Annotated in this window: 12 protein-coding genes; 2 read left to right on the plus strand and 10 right to left on the minus strand. The window is 67.2% G+C overall.

Translation table 11 applies throughout. From position 1 onward, the window contains the following. Position 1 precedes the first annotated feature (1 nt). The 5 genes from HB724_RS07820 to HB724_RS07840 all read right to left on the minus strand — a co-directional run bounded on the left by HB724_RS07820 (position 2) and on the right by HB724_RS07840 (position 4,502). Positions 2-778, minus strand: a complete 777-nt coding sequence (locus HB724_RS07820) for a hypothetical protein (protein WP_256731381.1) — start codon at positions 776-778, stop codon at positions 2-4. 61 nt (positions 779-839) lie between these two features. Next, positions 840-1,532 (minus strand): DUF4230 domain-containing protein, encoded by a 693-nt coding sequence (locus HB724_RS07825; protein WP_213980357.1) that lies wholly within the window; start codon positions 1,530-1,532, stop codon positions 840-842. Beyond that, complete coding sequence (locus HB724_RS07830; RefSeq protein ID WP_213980358.1) at positions 1,529-2,389, minus strand: MBL fold metallo-hydrolase; 861 nt, start codon at positions 2,387-2,389, stop codon at positions 1,529-1,531. The genes HB724_RS07825 and HB724_RS07830 overlap by 4 nt, the downstream gene beginning before the upstream one ends. Before the next feature lie 170 nt (positions 2,390-2,559). After that, entirely contained in the window at positions 2,560-4,137 is a 1,578-nt protein-coding gene (locus HB724_RS07835) for a M56 family metallopeptidase (protein WP_213980359.1), read from the minus strand. Then, on the minus strand, positions 4,134-4,502 hold the full coding sequence (locus tag HB724_RS07840) for a BlaI/MecI/CopY family transcriptional regulator (protein WP_213980360.1): 369 nt from the start codon (positions 4,500-4,502) through the stop codon (positions 4,134-4,136). Before HB724_RS07840 ends, HB724_RS07835 begins: the two co-directional genes overlap by 4 nt. Positions 4,503-4,673: 171 nt before the next feature. Here HB724_RS07840 and HB724_RS07845 point away from each other — a divergent pair, with 171 nt between their 5' ends. Then, entirely contained in the window at positions 4,674-6,080 is a 1,407-nt protein-coding gene (locus HB724_RS07845; RefSeq protein WP_213980361.1) for a N,N-dimethylformamidase beta subunit family domain-containing protein, read from the plus strand. A gap of 340 nt (positions 6,081-6,420) precedes the next feature. On the opposite strand, the gene grxD is transcribed toward HB724_RS07845, so the two are convergent. From grxD to HB724_RS07860, 3 genes are read right to left on the minus strand one after another with little or no spacing between them, the layout of a single operon-like run. Beyond that, the gene (gene grxD, locus HB724_RS07850) at positions 6,421-6,753 is read right to left on the minus strand and encodes a Grx4 family monothiol glutaredoxin (protein ID WP_213980362.1); all 333 of its coding nucleotides are present in this window, start codon (positions 6,751-6,753) and stop codon (positions 6,421-6,423) included. A 6-nt stretch (positions 6,754-6,759) separates the two neighbouring features. Next, positions 6,760-6,999: a BolA family transcriptional regulator gene (locus HB724_RS07855; RefSeq protein WP_213980363.1), complete on the minus strand. Its 240-nt coding sequence runs from the start codon at positions 6,997-6,999 to the stop codon at positions 6,760-6,762. After that, on the minus strand, positions 6,999-7,322 hold the full coding sequence (locus HB724_RS07860; protein ID WP_213980364.1) for a DUF1476 domain-containing protein: 324 nt from the start codon (positions 7,320-7,322) through the stop codon (positions 6,999-7,001). The genes HB724_RS07855 and HB724_RS07860 overlap by 1 nt, the downstream gene beginning before the upstream one ends. A gap of 160 nt (positions 7,323-7,482) precedes the next feature. On the opposite strand from HB724_RS07860, the gene HB724_RS07865 reads away from it, so the two are divergent. Beyond that, a complete protein-coding gene (locus tag HB724_RS07865) occupies positions 7,483-7,803 on the plus strand; it encodes a hypothetical protein (RefSeq protein WP_213980365.1) in 321 nt (106 codons plus the stop codon). A 143-nt stretch (positions 7,804-7,946) separates the two neighbouring features. Here the strand turns inward: HB724_RS07865 and HB724_RS07870 are convergent, their stop codons facing one another. Together HB724_RS07870 and leuD are read right to left on the minus strand one after the other, a co-directional pair. Then, on the minus strand, positions 7,947-8,948 hold the full coding sequence (locus tag HB724_RS07870; protein ID WP_213980366.1) for an NADPH:quinone oxidoreductase family protein: 1,002 nt from the start codon (positions 8,946-8,948) through the stop codon (positions 7,947-7,949). Further along, entirely contained in the window at positions 8,911-9,540 is a 630-nt protein-coding gene (leuD, locus tag HB724_RS07875; protein WP_213980367.1) for a 3-isopropylmalate dehydratase small subunit, read from the minus strand. The genes HB724_RS07870 and leuD overlap by 38 nt, the downstream gene beginning before the upstream one ends. Positions 9,541-9,544 lie beyond the last annotated feature (4 nt).

A 9,544-nucleotide genomic window follows, 5' to 3' on the forward strand; every position in this document is an offset into this window, starting at 1 on the left:
ATCAAGGGAGCGGCGGAAAAGGCGGATAGGCGAGCGGCGCCAGCGCGGCGCCCGGCGTCCCGGCGACGGCCAGGTCGTACAGCGCCACGCCCAGGCTGCTCTCGCCGATCAGGACGATGGCGAGTTGCATCGCGACCATCGCCCCCAGCCCCCACCACCAGGCCGGATGCACCGATCCGGTGCGGCGCCGGTCTGCGGCGATGCCGATCAGCGGAAAGATGAGCGTCGCGGCGAACACGACCCATCCGGCCCAGGGGATCAGCAGCGGCATCGGCAGCAGCCGACCGAAGGCGGGTCCGGTGAGCACCGACATGCCGCAATAGTGGAGCCGCCGATGCCAGTCAGTCCGGCGCCGGAGCAGGATCGCGGCGACGCCGAGCCCGAAAAAGGCAAGCACCGACAAGGAGTTCATCACCAGGAAATAGGCCGGCTGGAAGAAGAAGGGCGCCGCGCCGCGCTGGACCATCAGGACCGTCGTATAGATGCCGACCACCAGCATCACGGTCATCCACGCCGCGCCCAGCCAGCCGAGCCGCCGGTGCAGCGCAATCGATCCGGATGCCGCCAGCGCGTTCTGCGCCACGTACAGCATCGTCCAGCCGAAAAAGACCAGCGCGTGGACATGGACATGGATCGGCGCGCCGAAGCTCGATCGCCCCATTGCGAGTTGGAGCGAGAAGCCGGCTGCGATCGTCAGCGCCATGACGATCGCCATCGTCAGGAAGAAGCGGGTATCGTCCCGCGCAGGCACCCGAACCGGTTCTGCAAGCGTCGCCATCGGCAGCCCCCATCTGCACAGGCGCGCAGATATAGCCTAGCGCGGCCCGGCACTCAACGGCTCACCATTTGTTGGCGATGACATCCTCGGGGCGGCGCGATTCGTCCCAGCGCTCGCCCGGGCCGCGCGGTTCGTCGGCGAAGCGCACCGCGATATCGGCGTCGAGCCCGGCCGCCTTGAGCGGCAGCGCGAAGCTGTGCTCTACCGCACGGCGGGTCGCGTCGCGGGCCAGGCGCATCGGCGCCGCCTCTCGCGCCTGGCGGATCAGCTCGGTCTGGCCGGCCTTGCGATTGGCATCGTCGAGCTGCCCCTCGACATCGGTGAAGCGCATCAGCAGTCCGCCCGAATCATATTCGCGGATGGCGCCCATATCGATATCGGGGCCGACCACTTCGACCGGCGGCAGCGTGACGGTCAGCCGCTTGTTCGCCGCGTCCCATTGCAGATCCTGCTGGCGCAATTTGGCGAGGTCCACCTCGTAGCGGACCGCACCGGGCATGATGAGCGTCTTCTGCGCGCTCAGCCCCATCCGAGACTGTTTCGACGTCACCACCGCGACATAGCGCGCCGCGAAGGTCGAAAGCCGGTTCTGCTCGCGCAGGCCCTGGAGGCTGGCCGAGGCGACCGTCACCGGATCGGGCGCGAGGAAGCGGCTCTTGAGATAATCGCCCGCCAACCAGACGCCCGCGCCCAGCACCAGCGCGAAGGCGATCAGCGCCGCGAGCAGCTTCAGGCAGCCATTGCCCTGCTTCATGCGGCGGCCTTCCAGTCTTCGCCCTGTCGGACGGCCAGCCCGCGTGCGCCGAGATCGATCAGATGCGCCAGAACCGATCGCCCCGCCGCCCCGGTGAGGCGCGGATCGAGGCCGACATACATGCGCTCGACCATCGCGGGGACCGAGCCGATATCCTGCTTCAGCAGCCGCAATATCTGCCCCTCGCGCTGCTTGCGGTGGCCGATCAGCCCGCGCACGAAGCGGTGCGGCCGCTCGATCGGCTCGCCATGGGCAGGGAAATAGATACGATCGTCTTTGCGCGCCATCAGCCTGTCGAGGCTCGCCATATAGGCCGCCATGTCGCCGTCCGGCGGCGCGACGACGGTGGTCGACCAGCCCATCACATGATCGCCGGTGAACAGCACGCCGCTTTCGGGCAGCGCGAAGCAGAGATGGTTGGAGGTATGCCCCGGCGTCGCCACCGCCTCCAGCGTCCAGCCCTCGCCCGATACGGTCTCGCCGTCGCCGAGCACGCGATCGGGCGCATAGCCGGTGTCGAACGCCGCATCGGCGCGAGGCCCGGCATCGTCCAGCGACAAGGGCGCGCAGCCGACGATCGGCGCGCCGGTTGCGGCCTGGATCGCGGGTGCGGCGGGGCTGTGGTCGCGGTGAGTGTGGGTGCAGAGGATCGCAGTCACCGGACGGCCGGCGATCGCCGCGAGCAGCGCCGCGATATGATCGGGATCGTCGGGGCCGGGATCGATCACCGCCAGATCGGTCGTGCCGACCAGATAGGTCTGCGTGCCGGTATAGGTGAAGGGCGACGGATTCGGCGCCAGCACGCGCGTGACCAGCGGATCGACCGCGATCGCGATGCCGGTAGGGGCGTCGTTCATGTCCCTGCAGATGGCGGCTGGCGGACCGTTGCACAAGGGCGCGGGGGATTCGCAAATCCTCCCCCAGCAAGCTGGGAGAGGATCTGGAAGACGGGGCCGACTGCGAAGGAGTTCAGCCGGCCCCGCCATGAAGGGTGCCTGCGGGGCCGCAGGACACCCTTCCCCTCTCGTCAATCCTTGTCCTTGTCCGCCTGGATCTCGGCCATGGCCTTGTCGAGGCCCGCCAGCGCCCTGGCACGCTCGGCCTCGGAGATATTGCCCTCATGCTCGATGGAGATGCGCGCATGGCGGATCGCCACCGCGGCGGCATCCATGCCGATGCGCTTGCCTTCCATCGCCGTCCGGGTGGCATCGGCGGTTATCATCGCGATCCGATCGGAGCAGATAATCATGACCTGCTTCCTGCCCTCGTTACGATGCTCGACCGTGGGCTTGCCCTTGCCGCACTTGCCGTCGCGGACCTCGGGGATCGAGGCCTCGATCTCGGCCAGGTCCGGCATCTCGACTTCTTCCCGGTCGCCGTCGCCGCGGACGATGACGATCTTCTTGACCTGCTTGCCGTCCTTCTTGTCCTCGCGGACATAGCGATAGACGTGCCGCTCGCCCTTGTGCAGGGCCGCCGGGGCTTCCGGCGCCTCGGGAAGCTCGGGCGCGGCGCCCGGCGCGACGGGCGCGGGCGGTGCCGGCGGGGCGGGCACTTCCTGCAGGCCGATGCTCGTCTCGACCTTGTTCTTGATGCGCTCGGCCGCCTGGGTGCCCGAGGCGGTGAGCCCCAGCGCCGCCAGCGAAAGAGCGCTCACGCCGACCAGTCCCGTGGCGATGCGGGTGGGGGATAGTTTCCGTGTCTTCGAAAGCATGCGTAGCCTCCCTTTGACTTCGTTGATCGTGTGCAAGTGACATGCCGCCGAGACCGCACCCCCATGCGCGGACTTGACGATCGCACGGCCATAGGCATGGCGCAGTGCCTGGGCGCGGCCGGCGAGCACCAGGGCGTCGCAGGCCATTTCCTGATCGGCGCGGAAGGCGCGGAAGGCCCTCCAGGCGATCGGATTGAACCAGTGGATAGCGAGCACGACGAGCGCGACCCAGTTCGCGATCAGATCGCCGCGGACATGGTGGCCAAGCTCGTGCGCTAGCGCCAGATCGCGCTCGAGTTCGTCGTAGCGCTCGGAAAAGTCGCGCGGGAAGGCGACATATTTGCGGAAGATGCCGAAGGCGAGCGGACCATGCGCGGCATCGGTCTCGATCACGCGCACCCTGCCCTGCGCCACCGTCCTATCGACCCGCGCGCGGTTGAGCAGCGTGCGGCAATAGCGGCTGTGCGCGATCAGGTGATAGGCGAGGAAGGCCAGCGCACCCAGCGCCCACAGGCCGAGCAGCAGCAGCGCCACGCTCGGACCGTGCGCCACCTGCATCGGCGGCACCAGCGCCGCCGCCGCATGATGGCCGGCGACTTCGAAATCGACCTGCGTCAGCACTGACTTGTCGATTCCGGGCGGCAGCGCGTCCGCGTTGAGAACGCCCATCGCCACGGCGGGCGCCTCGGTCGCCTCGCGGGTGAGCGGCGCGATCAGCCCGCTGAGCTGCCAGTTGCCCGGCAGCGGCGGCAGTAGCAGGCGCAGCACCGGCAGCAGCCACAGCGCATAGGCCATGTGCGCCCCGAACGCCTTGCGCACCGGGCCGCGGATCGCCAGCACCAGCAGCATCAGCAGCGTGGTGGCGACGAAGGTCTCGATCGCCCAGCTCATTGCTTGAGATCCTTCAGCAGGGCTTCGATCTCGGCGATGTCCTGGTCGGTGATCTCGTCGCGCTCGGCGAGATGCGCGACCAGCGGCGTCAGGCGTCCGCCGAACAGCCGGTCCATCAGCTTGCGCGATTCGCCGGCGACATAGTCGGCCCGCTGGACGAGCGGGCGATAGAGGTAGCGCCGCCCCTCTTCCTGATGCGCGATGATCGACTTGGCGAGCAGCCGCCCGAGCAGGGTCTTGACCGTATTGGCGCTCCAGTCGCGCTCGGCGGGAACCCGCTCGGCGACTTCCTGCGCGGTGAGCGGGGACTCTTCCCAGAGCACCTCCATCACGGCATGCTCTGCATCGCTGATCCGTTCGGCCATGTCATCCCTCTCTGACTACGTGTGTAATCACCTCGATTACGTCTGTAGTCAATAGCGTGAACGATGGCTGAACGACGCGTTTCAGGAAGCCCCGTCCAGCGCCGGGCCGCACGGATTCCGCGACGGCATTCGCCTCTTCAATCCGCGCAGCCGCGTGATAGGAGGGAGCCCATGCAAGTCTATGCGATCGACGCCAGCTTCGTCTCCGGCCAGCCCTTCACCATCGGCGTCCAGCCCAGTTCGAGCTTCGCGGTGGCGCTCTACGCCCAGGGCGGCGGCGAGCGGCTGGAAAAGTTCGGCAAAGTCTCGCCGGTCGCGACCGAGAACGTCACCTATGGCGAGCACGAGAACGGCTTCGTGTTCGTCTCGGGCGAGAGCAGCGCGCCGACCGGCTACGACCAGGACTGGTCCTGGCCCAGGATCACGCTGGTGCCGGACACCTCTTCGATTCCCAGCGGCGCCTATGCCGTCATCGCCTATGAAGTCGATGCCGACGGCCAGCCGACGACGCCGCTCGGCGAGCGCTGCAAGGCCGGCGCGCCGATCCACGGATCCCCGCCCGATAGCGACAATATGGCGCTGGTCGTCTGCCGCCCGCGCGAGGCGGGCGCAGCGATCGCCTATGTCATCCCGATCGCCACCTATCAGGCGTACAACTCGACCGGCGGCGGCTGTTTCTACGACGACCTGATCCACAAGACGACACCGCAATGGAAGGTGAGCCTGTTGCGTCCGGGCGGCGGCCTGGGCGCGCAGCAGGGCGAGCCGCCCGATCCCTATGACCTGACCTCGCCGCGCCAGCAATTCACCCATTGGGACGCCAGGTTCATCCGCTGGCTGGCCGCCTGGGGCACCGCCTGCGATTTCTACACCGACATGGACCTGCATTCAGGGCAACTCGATCTCGGCGCCTACAAGTGCATGCTGAGCGTCGGGCACCACGAATATTGGAGCGCCGCCATGCGCGGCGCGGTCGCGCGCTTCCTGGCGGGCGGCGGCAACCTCGCGGTGTTCAGCGGCAATACCTGCTTCCGGCCGGTCGATTTCGGCGCGCCCGGCACAGCGGAGCATATGAAGGTGGTCAACAAGCTCGCCGACCAATGGCCCGATCACAACGAATCCGACCTGCTGGGGCTGAGCTACGGCTTCGGCGGCGGCAGATGGGGCGATTGGGAGCCGGGCGCAGGCTGGACCAACACCGCCCGCGATCCGATCGGCTTCACCGTGCGCGACGCGGGGCACTGGGCGTTCGCCGGCTGCGGGCTGGCGGATGGGCAGAGTTTCGGCACCGAAGACCGGCTGATCGGCTATGAGGTCGATGGCGTGCCGAGCGTTCCCAACGGCTTCCACGTCCTCGCCGATACCGTGCGGCTGGACGGGTGGGATATGGGCGGCGCCGGGGCGATGGGCATCCATGGCGCCGAAAGCGGCTCCGGCCCCAAAGCCGGCCTGGTCTTCAACAGCGGAACGACCGATTGGGTGCGCGTCCTCACCGATCGCGACGCATCGGCCCATGCCGTGGTGTCGCGTATCACCGCCAATGTGCTGGAGGCGTTTACAGGCCAGCCAGCGGAATAGCCGGAAAACTGTCGGATACGCTTACAGGTACGGGGCCTGGTTAATTCCCGCTAACCACGAAGCCCCGCGGAAAACCGCCACTCGGCGGAACTGGCACGCCGCCTGCAAAGTATCAGGCACCCGAGCGTTTCTACGCTTCATAGGGCGGGTCGATGCTCCAACCGGTCTCGCATCGGCCCGCCCGCACCGGGTTTTCCCCAGATCAGAATATGCGGAAGCCGCCGCTCCCCACCACGCGTCATCCCCGCGCAGGCGAGGATCCAGAGTCCCAAGGGATTTGCTTCGTTACCCTGGATCCCCGCCTGCGCGGGGATTACGACTTGAGGGTCGGACCAAAATATCAGGCCGAAGCCACCACGCCCTTGTCGGCCAGCAACTGCGCCAGTTCGCCGCTCTCGTACATCTCCATCATGATGTCCGATCCGCCGACGAATTCGCCCTTCACATAGAGCTGGGGGATGGTCGGCCAGTCCGAGAAGGCCTTGATGCCCTGGCGGACGCCCTGGTCCTGGAGCACGTCGACGCTCTCGAACGCGACGCCAAGATGGTTGAGGATCGCGATCGCGCGGCTCGAAAAGCCGCATTGCGGAAATAGCGGGCTGCCCTTCATGAACAGCAGCACGTCATTCGAATCGACCAGACCCTGGATACGGTCCTGCACTTCGTCGGTCACTTGGGCTCACTCCTCGATGGGCGCTTCGGTGGTGAGCTGGAGCGCGTGGAGCACGCCGCCCATGCGCCCACCGAGGGCCGCATATACTGCCTGATGCTGCCGCACGCGCGGCATCCCCCGGAACATGGGGGCGACGACCCGCGCTGCATAGTGGTCGCCGTCACCGGCGAGATCGGTGATCTCGATATGGGCATCGGGAATGCCCGCGCGGATCAGCGCCTCGATATCGGCGGCGGCCATCGGCATTACTTGGATTCCATCAACTGGCGGCGGGCCTCGACGGTCTGCTCGCTGATCGCGCGGCGCACGGTGGCGTCGTCGATCTCGATGCCGGCGGCGAGCAGGTCGCCCAGGAGCTTGCGGATCACGTCCTCGTCGCCCGCTTCCTCGAAATCGGCCCGGACCACTGCCTTGGCATAGGCATCGGTCTCTTCCGGGGTCAGGCCCATCTTCGCCGCCGCCCATTGGCCGAGCAGCCGGTTGCGCCGCGCGATCACGCGGAACGCCATATCCTCGTCACGCGCATATTGCGCCTCGAACGCCCGCTCGCGATCGTCGAATGTGGTCATGAAAAGCCCCTTGATTACGTTTCCGCCGAGATAGGAGGGGTGACGGCGCGTGGCAACGGCCGATCGAAGACCACACCGGAGCAACATAAACGCCTCGCCCCGCCAGAAGCCGGCCGCACCCTGCTATATATAGGCTAGTCAGGCAGCAACGAGTGCATTCATGACCTTGAACAGCGGTAATTCAATGGCTCTGGGCGGCCTCATGGCAGGCACGCGGCAGCCCGCGTCACGGCAGGCAAGCGCCCCGAAGCTCGACGATGCCAGCGAGGCGTTTCTTGCGGAAGCGAAGAAGTCACCGATCGAACGCATCCAGGATTCGATCCTGAAGAAGCATAATTTGACGAAAGAGGCTTTCGAGCAATTGCCGGCCAGCGAGCAGGCCTCGATCCAGAAAGAGATCGAAGACACGGTGAAACAATGGACCAAGGGCGCGAAGCCCGGCGCGGCCCCCACCGGCATGAACGCAAACGTACTCGCCTGATTCGCGTACCGAGGCGCGGTGAGCTGGGAGGCTGGGAGAGCCGCTAGAGGTGTGAGGGGCTCGCTCGCGGAAGAGTGGCCCCCGGCACTTCGGCCGGGTCACGAAAGAAGGCGGGTCCATCGTGACTAAAATTCTCGATCGTCCTAGCCCGCCACCCGCACCACCAGCTTCCCGATAGCACCCCGTGCCGCCATCTTCGCGATCGCCTTGCCGCCGTCCGCCAGCGCGAAGACCTCGGTGACGCGCGGCGCAATCCGCCCCTCGTCCCATAGCCGAAAGAGGTGCTCGACATGCGCCTGGTTCGCCTTCGGGTCGCGCGCCGCGAAGGCGCCCCAGAACACGCCGCACACGTCGCAGCTCTTGAGCAGGGTCAGGTTGAGCGGCAGCTTCGGGATGCCCGCCGGGAAGCCGACGACCAGATAGCGCCCTTCCCAGCCGATCGCGCGCAGCGCCGGCTCGGCATAGTCGCCGCCCACCGGATCGTAGATCACGTCCGCGCCCGCCGGGCCGACAGCGGCCTTGAACTGCTCGGCCAGCGCCCGGGACTGGTCCTTGTCGAACGGCGCGCGGGGATAGACGATCGTGCGATCCGCGCCCGCCGCCCTCGCCGCCTCGGCCTTCTCCTCGGACGATACCGCCGCGACCACCGTCGCGCCGAACGCCTTGCCCAGCTCGATCGCCGCCAGCCCCACGCCGCCCGCCGCGCCCAGCACCAGCAAGGTCTGCCCCTCGCGCAGATGCCCGCGATCAAGCAGCGCGTGGATCGTCGTGGCATAGGTCAGCAGCAGCGCCGCGCCCTCCTCGAAGCTGCGCCCCTCGGGCAGGCGGAACAGCCGCGCCGCCTCGATCACCAGCTTCTCGGCAAGTCCGCCATGGCCCGGCACCGCGATCACCGCATCGCCCGGCGCCCAGCCGGTCACACCCTCGCCCACCGCCTCGATCACGCCGGCGATCTCGCCGCCCGGCGCGAAAGGGCGCGGCGGCTTGAACTGGTATCGGTCCTCGATGATGAGCACGTCGGGATAGTTGATCGCGCAGGCCTTCACCGCGACCAATACTTGGCCCTTGCCCGGCACGGGATCGGGCAATTCCTCGACGCTTAGAGTTTCAGGTCCGCCCGGCGCCTTCGACAGCAATGCCCTCATGCCCGCCTCCTACAGCGATCCACGGGCGCGCATCGGCCACCGCGGATTCGTATTTCGAAATCGCGGTATCTCTTGCCAGCGTCAGGCCGATCTCGTCCAGCCCCTGGAGCAGACATTCACGGCGGAAGGGATCGAGCTCGAAGGTGAAGCGATCCTGGAAGGGCGTGGTGACGGTCATCGTCTCCAGGTCGACGGTGATCTCGTCGGTCCTCGCGACCTCCACCAGCCGATCGACCGCCTCCTGCGGCAAAACGACCGTGACGATGCCGTTCTTGAAGGCGTTGCCCGAGAAGATGTCGGAGAAGCTCGGCGCGATCACCGCCTTGATGCCCATGTCGCCCAGCGCCCAGGCGGCATGTTCGCGGCTCGATCCGCAGCCGAAATTCTCGCCCGCGATCAGCACCGGCGCACCGGTATAGCGGGGGTCGTCGAAGATATTGCCCGGCTGGGCGCGCACCGTCTCGAACGCGCCCTTGCCCATCCCCTCGCGCGTCGTGGTCTTCAGCCAGTGCGCGGGGATGATGATGTCGGTATCGATATTCTTGGCGCCCCACGGATAGGCGCGCCCTTCCACCTGGCGAACCGGATCCATCAGC

Source organism: Sphingomonas sp. dw_22, from assembly GCF_018449795.1.
Lineage (GTDB): Bacteria > Pseudomonadota > Alphaproteobacteria > Sphingomonadales > Sphingomonadaceae > Sphingomonas.

What these genes read in the sequence shown, in the direction of transcription:
- HB724_RS07835 (WP_213980359.1), bottom strand. Translation starts at nt 4,137, where the DNA reads ATGAGCTGGGCGATCGAGACCTTCGTCGCCACCACGCTGCTGATGCTG.
- HB724_RS07865 (WP_213980365.1), top strand. Translation starts at nt 7,483, where the DNA reads ATGACCTTGAACAGCGGTAATTCAATGGCTCTGGGCGGCCTCATGGCA.
- HB724_RS07845 (WP_213980361.1), top strand. Translation starts at nt 4,674, where the DNA reads ATGCAAGTCTATGCGATCGACGCCAGCTTCGTCTCCGGCCAGCCCTTC.
- HB724_RS07830 (WP_213980358.1), bottom strand. Translation starts at nt 2,389, where the DNA reads ATGAACGACGCCCCTACCGGCATCGCGATCGCGGTCGATCCGCTGGTC.
- HB724_RS07825 (WP_213980357.1), bottom strand. Translation starts at nt 1,532, where the DNA reads ATGAAGCAGGGCAATGGCTGCCTGAAGCTGCTCGCGGCGCTGATCGCC.
- HB724_RS07860 (WP_213980364.1), bottom strand. Translation starts at nt 7,322, where the DNA reads ATGACCACATTCGACGATCGCGAGCGGGCGTTCGAGGCGCAATATGCG.
- HB724_RS07870 (WP_213980366.1), bottom strand. Translation starts at nt 8,948, where the DNA reads ATGAGGGCATTGCTGTCGAAGGCGCCGGGCGGACCTGAAACTCTAAGC.
- HB724_RS07840 (WP_213980360.1), bottom strand. Translation starts at nt 4,502, where the DNA reads ATGGCCGAACGGATCAGCGATGCAGAGCATGCCGTGATGGAGGTGCTC.
- leuD (WP_213980367.1), bottom strand. Translation starts at nt 9,540, where the DNA reads ATGGATCCGGTTCGCCAGGTGGAAGGGCGCGCCTATCCGTGGGGCGCC.
- HB724_RS07820 (WP_256731381.1), bottom strand. Translation starts at nt 778, where the DNA reads ATGGCGACGCTTGCAGAACCGGTTCGGGTGCCTGCGCGGGACGATACC.
- HB724_RS07855 (WP_213980363.1), bottom strand. Translation starts at nt 6,999, where the DNA reads ATGCCGATGGCCGCCGCCGATATCGAGGCGCTGATCCGCGCGGGCATT.